The sequence below is a fragment of the Sphingomonas sp. Leaf22 genome (genome assembly GCF_001421715.1).
Classification (GTDB): domain Bacteria; phylum Pseudomonadota; class Alphaproteobacteria; order Sphingomonadales; family Sphingomonadaceae; genus Sphingomonas.
Genome location: NZ_LMKP01000041.1, coordinates 356,161 through 373,794, shown reverse-complemented (window position 1 = coordinate 373,794; position 17,634 = coordinate 356,161). Strand labels below are relative to the sequence as shown.

At 65.9% G+C, this 17,634-nt stretch carries 15 protein-coding genes; 6 read left to right on the top strand and 9 right to left on the bottom strand.

All coding sequences use genetic code 11. The features are described 5' to 3' along the window. Positions 1-25 precede the first annotated feature (25 nt). Positions 26-1,585 (bottom strand): family 43 glycosylhydrolase, encoded by a 1,560-nt coding sequence (locus tag ASE70_RS15425; RefSeq protein ID WP_056506619.1) that lies wholly within the window; start codon positions 1,583-1,585, stop codon positions 26-28. Positions 1,586-1,608: 23 nt separating this feature from the next. Beyond that, a complete protein-coding gene (locus ASE70_RS15420) occupies positions 1,609-4,452 on the bottom strand; it encodes a TonB-dependent receptor (RefSeq protein ID WP_082451060.1) in 2,844 nt (947 codons plus the stop codon). A gap of 230 nt (positions 4,453-4,682) precedes the next feature. Here ASE70_RS15420 and ASE70_RS15415 point away from each other — a divergent pair, with 230 nt between their 5' ends. Then, positions 4,683-6,062, top strand: coding sequence for a pectate lyase family protein (locus ASE70_RS15415; RefSeq protein ID WP_056506616.1), 1,380 nt, complete (start codon positions 4,683-4,685; stop codon positions 6,060-6,062). Then, positions 6,059-7,147 carry a ThuA domain-containing protein gene (locus tag ASE70_RS21025; protein ID WP_056506613.1) on the top strand — a complete coding sequence of 363 codons (1,089 nt, stop codon included), beginning with the start codon at positions 6,059-6,061 and terminating at the stop codon, positions 7,145-7,147. Before ASE70_RS15415 ends, ASE70_RS21025 begins: the two co-directional genes overlap by 4 nt. On the opposite strand, the gene ASE70_RS15405 is transcribed toward ASE70_RS21025, so the two are convergent. Both ASE70_RS15405 and ASE70_RS15400 read right to left on the bottom strand, forming a co-directional pair. Further along, positions 7,144-8,676 (bottom strand): carboxylesterase/lipase family protein, encoded by a 1,533-nt coding sequence (locus ASE70_RS15405; RefSeq protein WP_056506609.1) that lies wholly within the window; start codon positions 8,674-8,676, stop codon positions 7,144-7,146. The two genes, ASE70_RS21025 and ASE70_RS15405, sit on opposite strands and share 4 nt — an antisense overlap. Before the next feature lie 140 nt (positions 8,677-8,816). Continuing rightward, on the bottom strand, positions 8,817-9,854 hold the full coding sequence (locus ASE70_RS15400; protein WP_056506604.1) for a LacI family DNA-binding transcriptional regulator: 1,038 nt from the start codon (positions 9,852-9,854) through the stop codon (positions 8,817-8,819). Positions 9,855-9,972: 118 nt separating this feature from the next. On the opposite strand from ASE70_RS15400, the gene ASE70_RS15395 reads away from it, so the two are divergent. Continuing rightward, positions 9,973-10,764, top strand: a complete 792-nt coding sequence (locus ASE70_RS15395; RefSeq protein WP_056506601.1) for a 2-keto-4-pentenoate hydratase — start codon at positions 9,973-9,975, stop codon at positions 10,762-10,764. A 546-nt stretch (positions 10,765-11,310) separates the two neighbouring features. Next, positions 11,311-12,588 carry an MFS transporter gene (locus ASE70_RS15390; RefSeq protein ID WP_056506596.1) on the top strand — a complete coding sequence of 426 codons (1,278 nt, stop codon included), beginning with the start codon at positions 11,311-11,313 and terminating at the stop codon, positions 12,586-12,588. A 228-nt stretch (positions 12,589-12,816) separates the two neighbouring features. Here the strand turns inward: ASE70_RS15390 and ASE70_RS15385 are convergent, their stop codons facing one another. Beyond that, positions 12,817-13,215, bottom strand: coding sequence for an EVE domain-containing protein (locus tag ASE70_RS15385; protein ID WP_056394895.1), 399 nt, complete (start codon positions 13,213-13,215; stop codon positions 12,817-12,819). A gap of 140 nt (positions 13,216-13,355) precedes the next feature. Between ASE70_RS15385 and ASE70_RS15380 the strand changes: the two genes are divergently transcribed. Together ASE70_RS15380 and ASE70_RS15375 are read left to right on the top strand one after the other, a co-directional pair. Further along, positions 13,356-13,802 (top strand): hypothetical protein, encoded by a 447-nt coding sequence (locus ASE70_RS15380; RefSeq protein ID WP_056394898.1) that lies wholly within the window; start codon positions 13,356-13,358, stop codon positions 13,800-13,802. 75 nt (positions 13,803-13,877) lie between these two features. Then, the gene (locus ASE70_RS15375; protein ID WP_056506593.1) at positions 13,878-14,198 is read left to right on the top strand and encodes a DUF3297 family protein; all 321 of its coding nucleotides are present in this window, start codon (positions 13,878-13,880) and stop codon (positions 14,196-14,198) included. A gap of 7 nt (positions 14,199-14,205) precedes the next feature. On the opposite strand, the gene ASE70_RS15370 is transcribed toward ASE70_RS15375, so the two are convergent. The 4 genes from ASE70_RS15370 to ASE70_RS15355 are packed head-to-tail and all read right to left on the bottom strand — an operon-like array spanning position 14,206 to position 17,528. Then, complete coding sequence (locus tag ASE70_RS15370) at positions 14,206-14,688, bottom strand: hypothetical protein (RefSeq protein WP_156356297.1); 483 nt, start codon at positions 14,686-14,688, stop codon at positions 14,206-14,208. Continuing rightward, the gene (gene trhO, locus ASE70_RS15365) at positions 14,681-15,619 is read right to left on the bottom strand and encodes an oxygen-dependent tRNA uridine(34) hydroxylase TrhO (RefSeq protein WP_056506587.1); all 939 of its coding nucleotides are present in this window, start codon (positions 15,617-15,619) and stop codon (positions 14,681-14,683) included. Before trhO ends, ASE70_RS15370 begins: the two co-directional genes overlap by 8 nt. Continuing rightward, positions 15,619-16,431 carry a LytR/AlgR family response regulator transcription factor gene (locus tag ASE70_RS15360; protein ID WP_056506582.1) on the bottom strand — a complete coding sequence of 271 codons (813 nt, stop codon included), beginning with the start codon at positions 16,429-16,431 and terminating at the stop codon, positions 15,619-15,621. Before ASE70_RS15360 ends, trhO begins: the two co-directional genes overlap by 1 nt. Further along, positions 16,428-17,528, bottom strand: coding sequence for a sensor histidine kinase (locus ASE70_RS15355; RefSeq protein ID WP_056506580.1), 1,101 nt, complete (start codon positions 17,526-17,528; stop codon positions 16,428-16,430). Before ASE70_RS15355 ends, ASE70_RS15360 begins: the two co-directional genes overlap by 4 nt. Between the last annotated feature and the right edge of the window lie 106 nt (positions 17,529-17,634).

Sequence of the window (17,634 nt, the reverse complement as noted above, 5' to 3'; positions counted from 1 at the left end):
CCCCGCGCCTGCCGGGTGCGTCAAGCTATAGCGCGGTGAAGCGGAAGTCGCGGAAGCGGGCGGTGCCCTGTCCCGCCGAATAAAGACCGGGGCGCAGCATCAGGAACCCGCCGCGGACATTGTGGTGATAGCCCGACACCTCCATGCCGCGGTCGAAGCGTTGCCACGTCCGGCCATCGTCGCCGCTGGTGTGATAGGCGACGATGTGCCGGTCGTTGGTGACGCGCATCCGCATCCGGCGGCCGTGCGGATTGGCCGGCCGCCCGCGCTCGATGCCATATTGGTGGGTGACGAAACGCTGTTCGTCGAACCCCAACCCACAATACAGCTTGTCGTCGTAGAACAGGATCAGGCCGGCCGTGCCGCCGGGCGCGATCTCGATATCGCATTCGAAGCGATAGCCGGTATCGCCCGCGATCAGCAGCAGCGGCGCGCCGTCCGACGGTGCCTTACCCTTCGCATCCAGCAGCAGCGCGCCGTCCTGCACCCGCACCCGCCCGCGATCATCGGGCGTGGGGCGGAAGAAATTCCATTTGGTGCCGAGCGCCAGCGTCGCGAAATCGTCCGACAGCGCCTGTCCATGGCGCACGGCTTGTCCACCCTTGGGCTTGGCGATCGGCTGCGACAGGTCGCCGCCGGTCATGCGGAACCAGCCATCGGGCGTCCATTCGACCGGGTCGAGCAATGCCTGTCGCCCCAGCGTCCAATAGCCGTTCTCATAGCCGTGATAGACCGACCACCAGCTGCCGTCCGGCCCCTCGACCAGCGTCGCATGGCCGCGCGACCACCATTTTTCGGCGAGCGAAGTGGTGCGGACGATCGGGTTGCCCGGATGATGCTCCCACGGGCCATGGATCGATTTCGATCGCGCCGCGATGACCATATGCCCGGTCGGCGGCCCGGCCGTGCCGCCCACCGCAGTGACGAGGTAGAAATAGTTGCCATGGCGCATGACCTTCGGCCCTTCGGGGCTGAACCCCTCGACATCCCATGTGTCGGGATAGCGCCATGGATCATAGACATGCTCGACCTTGCCGACGGTGCGCAGGCCATCGTCGGACAGGCGGATGCGGTCGCCACCCGACAGAAACAGCCAGCGCGACCCGTCCTCGCCGACCGCATGGCCCGGATCGATATGATCGGGGAGCTTCAGGTCGATCGGTTCCGACCACGGCCCGTCGATATGATCGGCCCAGATCACCCAGCTGGTCGTCGGGTTCTTGGTGGGCACGTACAGGTAATAGCGACCCTTGTGCCGGGTCAGTTCGGGCGCCCACACCGCACCGATATTCGTCGTCAGCGCGGCGGTGCGCGGGGTCCAGTTCACCAGATCGCGCGAATGCCAGATGACCAGACCGGGATAGGAATCGAAGGTCGAGAAGGTCATGTAATAATCGCGACCATCCTTCAGGATCGTCGGATCGGGATGATCGCCCGCCATCAACGGGTTGAGGAAGCGCCCGTCGCCCAGATCGGCGATACGCTGGTTGTCATACCCGCGCCGATAGGGCGGGGCGGGGGCGGGGGCCGCCGCACCCGCGGTGGGCAGCGCGGCGATTGCGCCGCCCAGCGCCGCCCCCGCCATCACCCCCCGGCGCGAGAAACCGCTCACATCTTCACCCGCGCGCCGACCAGCAGCGTGCGCCCAAAATGATTGTTCTCGTAATTGCGGCGCGCATCGACATCGACGATCCGGCGGCGATAGGCGTCGGTCAGGTTCGTGCCCTCGATCGACAGTTCGAGGAAGTCGGTCAGCTTGTACCGGATCGACGCGTCGACGTTCGCGATCGAGTCATAGCCTTCGAAGATATTGCCCGTTCCCGATCCGCCATCGACATAGGGACCGCGATACGCGACCGAGGTGCGCGCGCTAAACTTCGCGTCTTCGTAATAAAGCGTCGCGTTGAACTGACGCTTCGACACATTGTACAGCGTCTCGGTCCGGGTGATCGTCGGCAGCGCGCCGCCGGGCACGGTCGCCGGACCCTGCTGCGTATAATCGGCGTCGGACCGGACGAAGGTCGCGTTGACGATCCCGCCGAAATTGCGCAGCACGCCCGGCAGGAACCGGAACGGGGCCTGCAACGCGATCTCGATCCCGTCGAGCGACGCGCCCGTGCCGTTGCCGGTGGTCGAGATCGTCCAGATATCCTGCGACTGGAGCGCGGGGTTCAGCGCGGCAGGCGACGACGACACCAGCACCGATGGCGACAGTCCGGTTTCGGTGAAGGTGCCGCTGCGCGCGACCGCAACCGGGAAGCTCGCCACATCCTTGCGGAACACCGCGACCGAAAAGGCCGATTGCGGTGCGAAATACCATTCGGCGGCCAGATCGTAATTGGTCGCGCGGAACGGATCGAGGAACGGGTTGCCCGTCGTAACCCGGAAATTGAACCCGTCGGCCGATCCGCCCGGCGTCAGGTTGCCGAGCGACGGGCGGGTGATGACCTTGGCGATCGCGCCGCGGACGATGATGTCACTGGTCGGATACAGTGCGACGTTCATCGAGGGCAGCCAGTCCTCGTAATCGCGCTTCACCGTTACGTTGACGCCGCTGTTGATGCCATAGGACGACTGGTCGGTCCGGACATAGCGGATGCCGGCATTGGCGGCATATTCGAGGCCGAATACCGTGCCCTTGGCATCGAACTGCAGATAGCCGCCCTTCGTCTCCTCGACCACGCCGCGATTATTGCCGACGTCGAGCGCGAGCGGGCGGTTATACAGGCCGGTAAAGTCGGTCACCGCGTCGAAATTGGGGATCAGCCATTGCAGCGACGTGCCCGACGGCGCGTTCGATCCCTTCAGCGTGAACAGGTCCGACAGGGCATCGGTTGCCTGGAACCCATAGACCGCGGTCGGGCCGAAGGCGGTGCTGGCAGAGCAGGTGATCGTGCCCAGCACCAGATCGCGCCCGCCATTGCCGCACACCGCCGTGTCGCGGGTGAAGGCGGTGATGTCATAGTCGTAGCGCCGCCACATGCCGCCAGCACGGACCTGAAACCCCTCCGCCACGTCCCATTCGGTGCGCAGCTGCGCGGTCTTGAACTGGTTTACCACATCCGATGGCCGGTCGCGGATTTCGGCGAGCTGGAAATTGGCCGGATCAGTCACGCTGGTGCCGAAGGCGAGCAGAGGAGAATCCCGGTTCGAATAATCGTAGCGATAGCCCTGCGCATCGCGATCGTCGAACACCAACGTCGTTTCGACCGGCACGCTGGCGTCGGACTTCGAATAGCCGCCGAGCAGGGTGAAACGGAACTTGTCGCTCAGGTCCTGATCCCAGGTGCCACCGATCTGGTAGAATTCGGTCTGCGACTGGCGGAAATAATGCTCGGTGCGAACCCATGCGTCGTTCAGTGTCGCCGACACCATGTTGCCGGCATCGTCATAGGTCGGATTGAGGATGTCGGTCTGCCGCTCGTTCGACCGCAGCAGCACCTCGCCCCATTTCTCGCGACGGTCGGCGCGGAAGCGCGAATACAGGCCGTCGATCGACACCTTGGTCGCGTCGGTCGGCGACCATTGCACACTGCCGGTCAGGCCGAGGCGTTCGCGGCTATGCTCGACCTCGCCATAGCGCGGAATACGCGGGTGGAAGGCGAGCGCGGCACGGTCGCAGGCGGCCCCGGCGATATACGTCCCGCCGCGATTGGGGGCGGTCCAGCACGGCGTGCCGTCGACCGAATCGAACCGCGCCTGTGCCCAGCGAACGGTATTATTGCCGATCTCCTTGGTCCGCGTGTCCTGATATGCGGCGGAGATCGATGCGCCGAGCGTCCCGTCGGGTGATTTCCAGCCGACCAGCCCGGCAAAGCGCGGGCCGACCGTCTTCGACAAATCGTTGTAATTGGCGACCGCCGAAGCGGCGACGGTCAGCCCGGTCTTGCCCGCCAGCGGGTTGCCGGTGTTCAGGTCGACGACCGCGCCCAGCGACCCTTCGTCCAGATCGGCCGACGCCGTCTTGTGGACGACGATCGAGCTGAACAGTTCGGAAGCGAACACGTTGAAATCGAACGACCGGTCGCGGTTGGCCGAGGCACCGTCGCTCGACGTCGTGACCGTCTCCAGCCCGTTGACCCGGACGCGGGTGAATTGCGCACCGAGACCGCGGACGGTGATCGCGCGGCCCTCGCCACCATCGCGCTGGATCGCAATGCCGGGAATGCGCTGCAGCGATTCGGCGAGGTTCTGATCGGGGAATTTGCCGATGTCTTCGGCGACGATCGCGTCGACCGCGCCGATTGACTGGCGCTTTACGTTCAGCGCGGCGTTCAGCGATGCGCGAAAACCGGTGACGACGATCTCGGTTTCCGCGTCCTCGGCGGCGGCCGGTGCCGGATCGGTTCCGGTCGGGGCGGCATCCTGCGCATGACCGGTGCCGGTCAGCGAGACCAGCGAGGTGGCGGCCAGCAGTGCGCGGACGATCTGGCGGCGGTGACGAAATTGCATTGCGAACCCTCTCCCTATCGCGATGACACCGGGCGCAATCGTTTCACGCCCGCTGCCATCCTCTGGTCGGCAAAGCGGAAAAATCGTTCCGCCGGACCGTCGAACCCTTTCCGGGACGCCTGTCGGGTCCCGGAAATCCGGTTTTGCCGTTTTCGGCTTGAGAAACCGGTGTCAACGCGACATTGTGCCGACACGACGAAGCTGTCAAGAAGCGCGCGGAGAGGAAAATTATGAACCGACTGACCTGCTTGGCCCTTGCCGGCCTGCTGTCGATCGCGACGGCCACGCTGCCGGCATCGGCGCAGACCGCCCAGGCATCCGCCGCCATGACGGCCTTTCCGGGCGCGCAGGGTTGGGCGGCGGCAACGCCCGGCGGACGCGGCGGACGCATCGTCCGGGTGACGACGCTGGCGGCGGATGGGCCGGGATCGCTGAAGGCGGCGCTGGACGCGAAAGGGCCGCGGATCGTCGTGTTCGAGGTCGGCGGGGTGATCGATCTCGGCCGCACGACGCTGACCATCACCGAACCATATCTGACCATCGCCGGGCAAACCGCGCCGTCGCCCGGGATCACGCTGATCCGGGGGGGCATCGACATTCGCGCGCATGACGTGATCGTCCGCCACCTGCGCGTGCGGCCGGGGCTGGACGGACAACCCAAGCGATCGGGGTGGGAGGTCGATGCGATGAACACCGTGTCGGCGCACAATGTCATCGTCGATCACTGCACGATGACGTGGGCGCTCGACGAAAACCTGTCCGCCTCGGGCCCGCGCTTCGATGGGGCGACCCCCGACGACTGGCGTCGCGGCACCAGCCACGACATCACCTTCAGCTATAATCTGCTCGCCGAGGGGCTGGCCGATGCCAGCCATCCCAAGGGCGAGCATAGCAAGGGGTCGCTGATCCACGACAACGCGACGGGCATCCTGATCTGGCGCAACGTCTATGCCCATAATGTCGAGCGCAGCCCGCTGCTGAAGGGCGGGGTACAGGCGGCGGTGGTCAACAACCTGATCTACGATCCCGCCAAGCGCGCGGTGCATTACAACCTGATGGCGCTCGAATGGGCGGGTCATGCCTATCAGGAGGGCAAGTTGTCAGCGGTCGGCAACGTCATGCGCGGGGGGCCGTCGACCGACGAAGGGTTGCCGTTCCTGATGCTCGGTGGCGATGGCGACCTGCGCTATCATGGGCGCGACAATGTCGCGGTCGACCGGCACGGCAATCCGCTGCCGATGTTCGGGCGCTATGGCGTGACCCGCGCGAAGCTGATCGAGGCGAAGGCACCGCCGGTGTGGCCGGCGGGGCTGCCCGTACTGCCCGCGCAGGATGTCGAAACGCATGTGCTCGCCAATGCCGGCGCGCGGCCATGGGACCGCGATGCCGACGATATCCGCGTGCTGTTTTTCGTGGCCGAAGGGCGCGGAAAGGTGATCGACGACGAACGCGAAGTAAGTGAATATCCGCATCCGGTGCCGACCACGGCACCTTTTGTCGAAGCGGCATGGGATCTTATCACGATGGAGCCGAAATCGGGACGCTATCCGGGACAGAAGGGGCCGATCCAGGAATCGCTATCGGCGCGCGATCGGGCGATGCGGCAATGATCCGGCGGGTCGTCGTCGCGGTGGTGGCGCTGCTGTGCGCCATGCCCGCCGTCGCCGCGCCGCGCGTGTTGCTGTTCCACCGCGCGACCGGGTTCGTGCACGATTCGATCCCGACTGCCGTCGCCGCACTCGACCGGCTGGCGCGCGAGCGCGGACTGGAACCGGTGGCGAGTGACGATCCGGCGGTGTTCGACAAGCCAATCGACTATGCCGCGATCGTGCTGGTGTCGACCACCACCGATCCCAAGCGCGCCGAGAGCGAATGGTTCATCGGGCCGCGTCGCGATGCGCTGCAACGCTATGTCGAGGGCGGCGGCGGGGTGGTCGCGATCCATGCCGCGGCGGATTCGCACTATAACTGGCCGTGGTATGCAAAGATGATCGGCGGCCGCTTCGCCCAGCATCCACCGGGCGTGCCGGAGGCGGAGGTGACGCGGGCGGCCCAGCGCCATCCGGCGATCGACACGCTGCCCGACCGGTTCCGGATTCCCGACGAATGGTACGGCTTTCGCGACCTGTCGACCGATCTCGATTCGCTGCTGACCTTCGATCCGCAGTCGATCGGCGCGAGCGACGTGAACCCCAAGCCGCTGGCATGGGCACATCGTGTCGGACAGGGGCGTGTCTTCTATACCGGGCTGGGCCACCGCAAGGAAAACTGGGCCGATCCACGGCTGCTGGCGCATGTCGGCGGCGCGCTGGACTGGGCGACCGGGCGGGGCAGGGCACCGGCGATGGTCGTGATCGACGAGGCATCGACGCGCGTGCGTGAGGCACCGCCGCATGGCGCGATCGGCACCGGCACGGCGTGGCGGATCACCGACCGGGTGCCGGGGCGGACGATGGAGTTTCGCCGCCGGACGCTCGACAAGGGCGCTGCGATCGGGCCGCACCGGATCGACCATGACGAGGTGTATCAGGTCGTGACCGGCGAAGGGGATGTAACCAGCGACGGCGTCACCCGGCGGGTCGCGGCGGGGACGACGGTGTATCTGTACAGCGGGGCCCTGGTGGGCATCACGCAACGTGGGGCCAAGCCGCTGGCGCTGGTCGTCGCCTATCCGCTGGCCCGGCCGGTGCGTTAGGTCCCCGGCTGGATATAGGGGAAGCGGGCGAAGAGTTCGCGTTCCCAGCCGCGGGGATCGTCGACGACGCGGCTGACGGTATCGAACAGCATCGTCTGGCGGCGGGGCAGGGTGTAGTGCGGCCAGTCTTCGCCCGGATTGCCGCGCCGGGCCAGCGATACGAAGGCGGCCTGCATCCGCCGGGACAGCGCGCGGGCGGCGGGGCCGGTGCCGCTCATCGATCCGGGCGCGTCGAGCGTGCCGAAGGCCAGCGGAATGTCGTCGGTGTGCGCCGCGCGACCGCCGGGCCGGACGGGCGAGCTGTAATCGAGCTGATACACCCAGGCGGGGGCGCCGGCGGCGGCGAGGGCCTCCGCTTCGATCACCTGTCCCGGCCAGCTGCGCCCGGCGGTGGTCGCGCGGTACAGGACGTCGTCCGGCGTCATCGCCGGGAATCGCGCGCGATACCGCGCGACGACCCATTCGGGTGGGGCGTCGACGCGCAGCTGCGGGGCGATGCGCGCCGCCAGATTGGCCCAGTTCAGGTCGGGCGGCGGCGCGATGAAGGCGCGGGTTTCCTCGCGGGTATTGCCCAGAATCAACGGAATCGCGCGACCTTGCGGGTGCGCGTCGGGCCAGAAGGGATGGCGGTGCAGCGACCGCATGTCGAGCACCGGCCCCATATACACGCCGCCGCCAAGGATCGGGTCTTCGGCATCCAGCGCGTCGATCAGGCGGGCCACGGGAAGGGTTGCGACTTGTGCGGGTGTAGCTTTCAGGCGGGTCAGGAACGCTTCGGCGCGGCGGGTGGCGTTGAGGGGGCCGGAGGCGGTGACCTGTTGCCCGCTCATGGTCGCGGCGGCGTGGAACAGGCCGCGGGCATCGGGCATCGCCAAGAGGGTCGCGATCTTCGCGCCGCCGCCCGACTGGCCGAACAGCATGACGCGGTTCGGGTCGCCGCCGAAGTTGGCGATGTTGCCACGTATCCATTGGAGTGCGAGCAATTGATCGCGTTGTCCGACATTGCCGCTGTCGGGAAAGCGCGGGTCGAGCCGGGCGAGATAGAGATAGCCGAGCGCATTCAGCCGGTGGTTGACCGTCACCACCACGACGTCGCCCGATGCCGCCAGATGATGGCCGTAGACCTGCGGTTCGACGACGGTACCGTTCGAATAGGCACCGCCGTGGAGATAGACCATGACCGGCCGGTTCGCACCGGCGCGGGCGTCGGGCGTCCAGACGTTGAGGAACAGGCAGTCCTCCTGCTGGTCGCCGATGTTGGCACGTTGCGGACACGAGGGGCCGAATGCCGTTGCCGCCTGTATGTGGCGCAGGGGAGCGGGGGCGGTAACCGGCTGGAATCGCTGGCGGCTGGCGTCGGTGCCGTAGCGGATGCCGCGAAAGACGTGGACGCCAGCTTCGGCCGTGCCGCGCCAGCGGCCGGCGGGGGCGGTGACGACCGGATCGGCTGCGGCAGCGCGGGCCGGGCGAACGAGCGCGAGGGCGGCGGCACCGGCGATCACGTCGCGCCGGGCGATCGATGGGGGCATGTTCCTCTCCCTTGCGTCCGAAGCCCGGGTCCGTTGTGGCGGTGCTTCGATACGGGTCTTCGACGTCGCTCAGCCCCTATGCAGCACGAGCGGGGATCGCGTTCAGGCGCAGGGTAATCGGTGTCATCCGTTGCCGCAAGTCATGCCTGCGGCTTGCCGACCGAGGCGCGGCGGATTAGCGTCGAGACGAACATCGTCGGTTCGGCGGGTTCGGCGGGGTCGGTGCCGTCCTCGTCGTCCTCGCCGATCAGTTTCAGGGCGGCGGCGCGGGCCATGGTCGCGATCGGCCAGCGGACGGTGGTCAGCGGCGGCCACAGGTGCGAGGCGATCGAGGTGTCGTCGAAGCCGACGATCGACAGATCCTCGGGCACGTCCAGTCCGCGCTGGCGGGCGATATGCAGCGCGCCCGCCGCCATTTCGTCGTTGGAGGAAAAGATCGCGGTCGGGCGCGGCGACAGGTCGAGCAACCGTTCGGCGGCGCGCATCCCCGATTCGAACTGGTAATTGCCCTGCGCGATCCAGGTCCGCTGCACGCCGAGACCGGCGGCCTCCATCGCCTCTTCATAGCCCTGCTGCCGTTCGAACGCCGAGCGGAAGCCGTGCGGGCCGGCGATCATGCAGATGCGGCGATGGCCGGCGGCAAGCAGATGTTCGATCGCACCGCGCACCGCCTCGCGATCGTTCGACGACACCATATGCGCGGGATCGTCGAACGCGGCCGAGCCCATGCGGACATAGCGACAGCCGATCTGCGTACAGAGTTCGGCCAGCGCATCGTTTTCGGAAATGGGCGGCAGCAGCATCACTCCGTACGGGCGCTGCCGTTCGAGGAAGCGGCGGATTTCGTCGCGCATGTCGGGCGCGCCGCGATCGACCGGGTGGACCAGCAGTTCGAATTCGGTGTCGCGCAGCACCTCCAGCAACCCCTGCTGCACGCGCAGCACCATTTGCGCATTGGGATTGTCGTGGATCAGCGCGATCAGGAAGTTGCGGCGCAGCGCAAGGGCCCGCGCCTGCGGATTGGGGATGTACCCCAGTTCGGCGATGACGGCCTGTACCTTTTCGCGCGTATCGTTGTTCAGCAGCGGCGACTGGTTGATGACGCGGCTGACCGTCTTTTTCGAGACACCGGCTAGTCGGGCGACGTCGTTGATCGTCGGTTGGCCGCTTTTCTTCATGGCGCAGCGATAGCGGGGGCCGGGGCATCCGCCAATGTCCCGCCCGGACGATTCTTCGCGCTTGTGACTGACACCGGTTTCCATTACGGTTTTGGCAACAACAGGAGAGGCAAGTCGCATGGATAATCGCGATCGGATCGCGCACGCTTTCGTCGGCGCGCGGCAGCAGGCACGGGGCCTGCCGACCTATCCGGGCGAGCGGCCGACGACCCTGACCGATGCCTATGCCATTCAGGACCGCGCGATCGCGATCGATGGCCGGCAGATCGTCGGGTGGAAGGTCGGACGGATCAACCCGCCGCTCGACGCGACGCTGGGGAGCAACCGGCTGGCCGGACCGATTTTCGCCGAACAGGTGGTGGGCACCGAGACCGAGGCATTGCCGGTGATCGCCGATGGCTTTGCCGCGGCGGAGGCGGAATTCTGCGTGCGGATCGGGCGAAGCTCGGCGGGGCTACGCCGGCTGACGCCCGAACAGGCGCTGGAACTGGTCGACGCGGTGCATGTCGGGATCGAGATCGCCAGCTCGCCCTATCCGGGGATCAATGCCGATGGGCCGTTGGTGACGATCAGCGATTATGGCAATAATTTCGGGCTGTCGATCGGTCGGGAAGTCCCGGGCTGGCGCGACCTGTCGTTCCTCGACTGGCCGGTGGAATCGCGGATCGACGGCGCGGTCGTCGGCCGGGCGACGGCGCGGACGATGCTCGACGGGCCGATCGGAGCGGTGGCGTTCCTGATCGATTGTCTGGCGGTGCGCGGGTTGACGCTGGAGCCGGGACAGTGGGTGTCGTCGGGCGCGGTGACCGGCGTGCACGGGATTGCGCCGGGGCAGCGGTTCGAGGCGGATTTCGGGGAGATGCGGGTGGCGTGTGGTATCGTGGCGGCCGGGGTTCGGGTGGTGGGGTGAGGGTTGGTGGTTTTGGGGCGTTCTGGTCGAGAACGATCGGGATCTGGGGGTGAACTCGGCTGGTCCGGATCGAGTTTCAGCTGTCGGGTCGGCGAACTTCTCCCCTCCCTGACAAGGGAGGGGCTGGGGGTGGGTCGGCCAGCGAGGGAAGGTCACATCCGGCAACGGGCCAACCCACCCCCGACCCCTCCCTTATCAGGGAGGGGAGATACTGAATGTCGATCGGTTCTGGCTTTGGTCGCCCTCACCCTTCCTCGGCTGCGCCGCTCCCTCCCTCTCCCGTGGGGAGAGGGAAAGGCGCAGAAGGTCAGAGAGTTGCCGACGTTCTCAACCCAATCCCGGCCTTTGCCGGGGAACGAATGGGGGCGTAGCGGTCGGCGATGATCGGCACGCGCGTTGCCCTGGACCCCCGCCTTCGCGGGGGTACGGCAACGAAGTGGAAACGCAAACGCCGGTCGCCGGCGGTTGAACGAATGGAACGAGACCCTCTCCAGAGGGCGGAACAGCAAGGCCGAAAATCGGCCACCGAGAATGTGGAGGCGAGGCATGGAAGGTGACGGCATCGAGCGCGCGGTGAGCCGCGCGGGGCGGTATCGCTGGGGGATCGTCGCGCTGTTGTTCATGGCGACGGTCATCAACTATGTCGACCGGCAGATGATCGGCGTGCTGAAGCCGACGCTGTCCGAGGATCTCGGCTGGACCGAGACCGACTTCGCCAACGTCATCTTCTTTTTCCAGATGGCCTATGCCATCGGCTATATCGGGTTCGGGCGGATCGTCGACGTGATCGGCGCGCGCATGGGCTATGCCGTCGCCTTCGTCGTCTGGCAGATCGCGCATATCGCCCATGGCGGGGCGTATAGCGTGACGCAGTTCGCGATGGCGCGGTTCGGGCTGGGCATCGGCGAGGCGGGGAATTTCCCGGCGGGGATCAAGGCGGTGACCGAATGGTTTCCGGCCAAGGAGCGCGCCTTTGCGATCGGGGTGTTCAACGCCGGCGCGAATGTCGGCGCGATCATCACCCCGCTGGCGGTGCCGGCGCTGACCGTCGCCTATGGCTGGCGCATGGCGTTCGTCGTGACGGGCGTCGTCAGCCTCGTCTGGCTGGTCGCGTGGCTGGCCTTCTATCGATCGCCGCGCGAGCATCGGACGGTGTCGTCGGGCGAGCTGGCGTGGATCGAACAGGACCCGGCCGATCCGGTGCAGCCGCTGCCGTGGCGGCGGCTGATCGCGAAGCGCGAGACCTGGGCCTATGCGCTCGGCAAATTCTGTATCGATCCGATCTGGTGGTTCTTCCTGTTCTGGCTGCCGGGCTATCTGGGCGATCGCTACGACCTCGACCTGCTGAGTTTCGGGCCGCCGCTGGTCGCGATCTATCTGTTGTCCGACCTGGGCAGCGTGGCCGGCGGGTGGCTGTCGTCGCGGCTGATCGCGCGCGGGCGGACCGTCAACTATGCGCGCAAGGTGACGATGCTGGTGTGCGCGTTCGCGGTGCTGCCGGTGCTGTTCGCACAGTCGATCGACAATCTGTGGGTGGCGGTGCTGGTCATCGGCATTGCGACGGCGGCGCATCAGGCGTTTTCGGCCAACCTCTACACGCTGCCGTCGGACCTGTTTCCGCGGGCGGCGGTCGGATCGGTGGTCGGGATCGGCGGGACGGTCGGCGCGGTCGGCGGCATGTTGATGGCGAAATATGCCGGCTATGTGCTCGACGGGATCGGGAGTTATGCGCCGTTGTTCTTCGTCGCCGGGTCGGCGTATTTCGTGGCGCTGGCGTTGGTGCATGTGTTGTCGCCACGGTTGGCGCGGGTGGAGGGGGCGTAACGATCCGCTGCGGATCAGCCCCATCCGTTCGTCCCGAGTAGCCGCTACTCAGCACGAACGGTCAGGGATGGTTTCTCCCCAACCATCCCGTTCGGTTCGAGCAGCCTCGAGCCTGTCGAGAAGCGACCGTCGAGAACTCGGCGTTTGGGGCAACCCGTTCTCGACGGACGTTTCTCGACTTCGCTCGAAACTGCTCGAACCGAACGGACGGGCAGGGGGTGAGCGGGCCTATTCCCCTGCCAATCCCATCACTACGTCCCATTCCGCATCCGTTACCGGCGACACCGACAGGCGCGACTGGCGCAGCATCGCCATGTCTTTCAGGTCCTCGGTGGCTTTCATCTTTGCCAGCGTCACCGGGCGGGGCAGGGGCTGGTCGGGTTCGACCCGCACCGACACCCAGCCTTCGTCGCCATCGGGTTGCGCCGCACGCGCGATGCGGGCGATGCCGACCGCCGCCTTGTCCTTGCCCGAATGGTAGAAGAGCGCGCGGTCGTCGACCGCCATTGCGCGCAGGTGCCTGGCGGCGGCATGGTTGCGCACGCCGTCCCATTCGGTGCCGCCGTCCTTGACCAGATCGTCCCAGCCATAGCTGTCGGGTTCGGATTTCAGCAGCCAGTACGCCATGTCGAACCCCCATGATAAACCGCGGGTGAATATAGCATTCCGCGTGCGTTCAGTCGCTGCCTGCCATGTATCGATCCTCGGCGCAGGTGTGTCGACGTGGACAGGGGCGGCACGGCCCCCACGCACTTGAGGAGATTGGCATGAAGACCTTGCTGACCAAGGCGGGCCTGGGGCTGTCGCTGGCGGCGACCGCGCTGACCGCCGCTGCTGCTCCGGCCGAGGCGCAGTGGCGTCGCGGATACGACCGGGGATGGGATCGCGGCTATGATCGCGGCCATGATCGCGGTTGGAACCGGGGCTGGAACCGCAATCGCGGCAATGGCGGTACGGCCGTCGTTGCGGGAATCGCCGGCCTGGCGATCGGCGCGGCGCTGGCATCGGGCGCGAACGACCGGCGCTATCGCGACCGTTATTATCGCGATCGCGGCTATGCCTATAATTACGACGATCGGTTCTATCAGCAGCGCGGATTCTATCCGAACGACGGTTATTATGCCCAACGCTACAACGACTATCAGCGGTGCTGGGTCGAACGGCGCTACGACCCCTATTACGACCAGATGGTTCGTGTCCGGGTCTGTAACTGATGGCGGGGGCGGGGGGCAGGTCCTTCCGCCCTTTGCACTTGGCGCGCGGGGCGTTTTGCGGCATGGGCCGCGCCCATGACTGATACGCCCCCCGATCGCCTCTCGATCAATCCGCGCAGCCCGCATTTCAACCAGCCCGTGCTCGAGCGCGGCATCGGCATCCGCTTCAAGGGCGCCGAGCGCACCGATGTCGAGGAATATTCGATCTCCGAAGGCTGGATCCGCGTCGGGCTGGGCAAGAAGGTCGACCGCAAGGGCCAGCCGCTGACCATCAAGCTGACCGGACCGGTCGAGGCGTATTTCCAGACGCCGGCCGAGGGGGAAGCGGTTCCGGCAGAGGACGCCGGGGCGGAGGACGTCAAGGTGGAAGACGACAAGGCCGACGGGGCGGCGTAAGCGCCCGTCACGGCCAGAACGAGGAGGGCGGTTGGTACAGCCGCCCCTCCTCCGGATCATACCGAAGGATGATTTCGTCGGGTCCGTTCTCTTCGGTTAACTGTACTGCCAGACCAACCGTATCGCCGATCAATCGTAAAAGGTCGATGGTGCTTTGTATGCCTTCGTCGCCGATGACTTCGATCGGATCGACGGTCAGTTCGATGTCGTTGTCGATCCAGAAGAAGCAATTCACGCGCAGTTTTTCGAACGTGAAGTCCAACATCGTTAGATTGCCGGCATCGGCAAGGGCGAAGACATTCCCGACATATTCCGGCAAATCCGTCGTCTCTCCGCCGACACGGAATTTCGGCTGGAGGTCGGGTTTTTGTAGCCTTTCCCAAAGCCGTTGCGCCTGAACGACGTTCACGGACGATGGGAACAGGATATCTCGCAGCGATCCTTCCGACGCCAGTTCTCGACGTAGCCTGTCCCAGTTGAGATCAGGCATCAACGTCCCGGTCCATCCGCTTGCCGACATGCTGTTCGCCGCGTTTGGCCGCCAGCGTCACCTGTCGGTGGCGTTCCGCCTTGGCCGCGAGCGTCGCTGCGTCGCGGGTGCCGGCGCAGGCGGGGCATTGCACGCCTTCCTCGAACAGCGGTGAGGTGCGGTCCTCCGGGCTGACCGGCATACGGCAGCCGCGGCAGAGGTCGTGGGTGCCCTGCGTCAGGCCGTGGCCGACGGCGACGCGTTCGTCGAACACGAAGCATTCGCCCTGCCACGCGCTTTGGTCGGCGGGGACGTCTTCCAGATATTTCAGGATGCCGCCGTCGAGGTGGTAGACTGCGCCCACGCCTTCGCTTTTCAGGAAGGCGGTCGATTTCTCGCAGCGGATGCCGCCGGTGCAGAACATCGCGACCTGCGTCTTGCCGGCCAGCAGCTTGGTCCGATTGGCGCGGAACCAGTCGGGGAAGTCGCGGAAGCTGTCGGTCTGCGGATCGACCGCGCCGGCGAAGGTGCCGACCTTCACCTCATAGGCATTGCGGGTGTCGATCACGACGGTCGACGGATCGGCGATCAGCGCGTTCCAATCGGCAGGCGCGACATAGGTGCCGACGATCTGCGTCGGATCGGTGCCGGGCACGCCCATCGTCACGATTTCGCGCTTCACGCGGACCTTCAGCCGGTGGAACGGCATGGCGTCCGCCGTGCTGAACTTGGGGCTCAGGTCGTCGCAGCCGGGCAGCGCACGGATCGCCGCCAGCGCGGTGTCGATCCCCTCCGCACTGCCGGCGATGGTACCGTTGATCCCCTCGGACGCGATCAGCAGTGTGCCGCGAATGCCGGCGCGGTCCAGCACCTGCTCCATCGCATCGCGGGTCCCTTTCGGATTGGCAATCGAAACAAAGCGGTACAGCGCCGCGACGGTAATCCCGGCCATCAGTGGACGAAGCGCGCCACCACGTCGCGGTACGACCGGCTGACCTTCACCTGCGCGCCCGATTCGAGGATCAGGAAACATTCGCCATTGGTGTGCGGCTTCACCTGCTTGACGAGGTCGAGGTTGACGATGGTCGAGCGGTGGACGCGCTGGAACCGGCGCGGGTCGAGCCGCTTTTCGAGGTCCTTCATCGTCTCGCGCAGCACCAGCGAATTGTCGCCGGTGTTGATGACCATGTAATCGCCCGCCGCCTCGATCATCTCGATCGTGTCGACATCGACGCGGAAGATCTGGCCGCGATCCTTGATGTTGATGAGCTTTTCGAAGCGATTGGCCCCGTGCGCATCGTCGCCGCCGCCATCGGCCGCTTCCATTTCCGCCGCGGTGTCGGGGGCGACTTCGGCGAGCACTTCCTTGAGCTTCTCGACCTCGGCCTGGCCGCGCTTTTCCGACAGGCGCTGGCGCACGCGGTCGAGCGTGTCGGCGAGGCGCGATTCCTCGACCGGCTTCATCAGGTAATCGACCGCCTGCGCCTCGAACGCGCGGATCGCATGATCGCTATAGGCGGTGACGAAGACCACCAGCGGCGGTTCGACCTCCATCAACCCCTGCACCACCGAAAAGCCGTCGAACCCCGGCATCTGGATGTCGAGGAAGACGAGGTCGGGCTTGTGGGTCTTGATCGAACGGATCGCCTCGCGGCCGTTCTGGCATTTGTCGATGATCTCGACATCCTCATGCGCCTGCAGGCGTAATTCGAGGCCCTGAATCGCCAACGATTCGTCGTCGACAAGGATGGTACGGATGGTCATGCAGCCTCTTTGGTAACGTCTTGCGTCTGGAACGGCAGTTCGATCTCGACCACGAATCCGCCCCCGCTGCCCGAACGGGTATCGAACCGATGATCGGGGCCGTATGCCTGTGCCAGCCGGTCCCGGATATTCTGTATGCCGACACCGGTGGAAAGCGTCGGCCGCTTCGGTCCGTCGATCAAGCCGGGGCCGGTATCGGAAACGGCGATCTGCACCCGATCCCCGGCCAGTCGAGCGGTGATCGCGATATCGGCCCCATCCTCCTGCGGCGTCACCGCATATTTGATCGCGTTTTCGACCAACGGCTGGAGCAGCAGCGAGGGCAGCCGCGCGTGCATGACGCGGGCGTCGATATCGAATTCGGTGCGCAGGCGATGTTCGAACCGCATCTTTTCGATATCGAGATACAGTTTCAGCGTTTCAACCTCCTGCTCCAGCGTGACGTGCGCGGTCGGCTCGTTCGCCAGCGTGTAGCGCAGGAACGAGGCGAGGCGGCTGAGCATCACATTCGCCTTCTCGGTCTGTTTGAGCAGCACCAGCGTCGAGATCGAATTGAGCGTGTTGAACAGGAAGTGCGGGTTCAGCTGATAGCGCAGCATGGCCAGCTGTGCCGACGATGCCTGCATCTCCAGCATCCGCATCTCGTCGACCTGCTGTTCGACGACCAGATAGAAATTGATGCCGAAATAGGCGGCCGACCAGCCGGCCAGCACGGTGAAGTTGATGAACAACGTACCCAGCACCAGCGAGAAGCTGACATCGGGCGACACGTTGCGGATGAAGGTGAAGACGAACGCGTCGATCAGCGAATAGGCGAAGGTCGCCGCCGACAGGGTGCACAGCGTCAGGAAGATCGCCGGCACGCGCGGCAGCGAGCGGTAATAGCCGTACAGCACGCTCATCAACAGCGTCAGGCAATAGCCGACGATGACCTCGACGATATTCGCCAGCACGCTTTTGAGCGACGCGGCGTTCGACAGCGTCGAGACCGAGCGCAGGATCAGATAGCCGGTCCAGCCGGCGGCCTGCAGCAGCCAGAAGGCGCGGTTCTTCTGTTCGAAGAAGGGGCGCGAGAAAATGGCGGGCTTAAGCGTCATGCGCTCCGTCGCAACTATGGCCCCTTGTCGCCGTCATATCGCGGCGGGGCCGGGATGGAAACCGGGCTGTAGCGCAAAGCCGCCCCAAACGAAAACCGCCGCCCCG

Coding starts and splice junctions, on each gene's coding strand:
- ASE70_RS15425 (WP_056506619.1), bottom strand. CDS start 1,585: ATGGCGGGGGCGGCGCTGGGCGGCGCAATCGCCGCGCTGCCCACCGCG.
- ASE70_RS15420 (WP_082451060.1), bottom strand. CDS start 4,452: ATGCAATTTCGTCACCGCCGCCAGATCGTCCGCGCACTGCTGGCCGCC.
- ASE70_RS15415 (WP_056506616.1), top strand. CDS start 4,683: ATGAACCGACTGACCTGCTTGGCCCTTGCCGGCCTGCTGTCGATCGCG.
- ASE70_RS21025 (WP_056506613.1), top strand. CDS start 6,059: ATGATCCGGCGGGTCGTCGTCGCGGTGGTGGCGCTGCTGTGCGCCATG.
- ASE70_RS15405 (WP_056506609.1), bottom strand. CDS start 8,676: ATGCCCCCATCGATCGCCCGGCGCGACGTGATCGCCGGTGCCGCCGCC.
- ASE70_RS15400 (WP_056506604.1), bottom strand. CDS start 9,854: ATGAAGAAAAGCGGCCAACCGACGATCAACGACGTCGCCCGACTAGCC.
- ASE70_RS15395 (WP_056506601.1), top strand. CDS start 9,973: ATGGATAATCGCGATCGGATCGCGCACGCTTTCGTCGGCGCGCGGCAG.
- ASE70_RS15390 (WP_056506596.1), top strand. CDS start 11,311: ATGGAAGGTGACGGCATCGAGCGCGCGGTGAGCCGCGCGGGGCGGTAT.
- ASE70_RS15385 (WP_056394895.1), bottom strand. CDS start 13,215: ATGGCGTACTGGCTGCTGAAATCCGAACCCGACAGCTATGGCTGGGAC.
- ASE70_RS15380 (WP_056394898.1), top strand. CDS start 13,356: ATGAAGACCTTGCTGACCAAGGCGGGCCTGGGGCTGTCGCTGGCGGCG.
- ASE70_RS15375 (WP_056506593.1), top strand. CDS start 13,878: ATGACTGATACGCCCCCCGATCGCCTCTCGATCAATCCGCGCAGCCCG.
- ASE70_RS15370 (WP_156356297.1), bottom strand. CDS start 14,688: ATGCCTGATCTCAACTGGGACAGGCTACGTCGAGAACTGGCGTCGGAA.
- trhO (WP_056506587.1), bottom strand. CDS start 15,619: ATGGCCGGGATTACCGTCGCGGCGCTGTACCGCTTTGTTTCGATTGCC.
- ASE70_RS15360 (WP_056506582.1), bottom strand. CDS start 16,431: ATGACCATCCGTACCATCCTTGTCGACGACGAATCGTTGGCGATTCAG.
- ASE70_RS15355 (WP_056506580.1), bottom strand. CDS start 17,528: ATGACGCTTAAGCCCGCCATTTTCTCGCGCCCCTTCTTCGAACAGAAG.